The organism is Cobetia sp. SIMBA_158 (assembly GCF_046566945.1).
Lineage (GTDB): Bacteria > Pseudomonadota > Gammaproteobacteria > Pseudomonadales > Halomonadaceae > Cobetia > Cobetia amphilecti.
Genome location: NZ_JAWJYL010000160.1, coordinates 1 through 324, shown reverse-complemented (window position 1 = coordinate 324; position 324 = coordinate 1). Strand labels below are relative to the sequence as shown.

Sequence of the window (324 nt, the reverse complement as noted above, 5' to 3'; positions counted from 1 at the left end):
AGAAGATTCCTGATTTTTGATTTCATTCGAGATTTCATTATATCGATCTTCTAACCATTGAATCTTCTTTCCAAGCTTCTCTACTTTTTTAGAGAGGCTCTCAAGCTCCTTTCTCAACTGACTCACCTTGTCCTTCAGTTGGTCATTATGAGTAGTGGCTTTTTCTTGAATCTTCTTTTTTACTTCTTCCAAACGTAAGGAGAGTGCTTTTAATTCATCTTTTGATTGATTCGTACTGTCGTCATCTGGCTGAGTGGGATTATCCCCATCTGTTCCGTTATCTGGCTGAGCAGGATCATCACCATCTGTTGCGTTTTCTGCTTC

Annotated in this window: 1 protein-coding gene; it reads right to left on the bottom strand. The window is 39.2% G+C overall.

The window, feature by feature from the left end:
* Window positions 1-324 (bottom strand): hypothetical protein (locus R2R70_RS19430; RefSeq protein WP_410978813.1); only part of this gene is annotated, 324 nt, incomplete at both ends.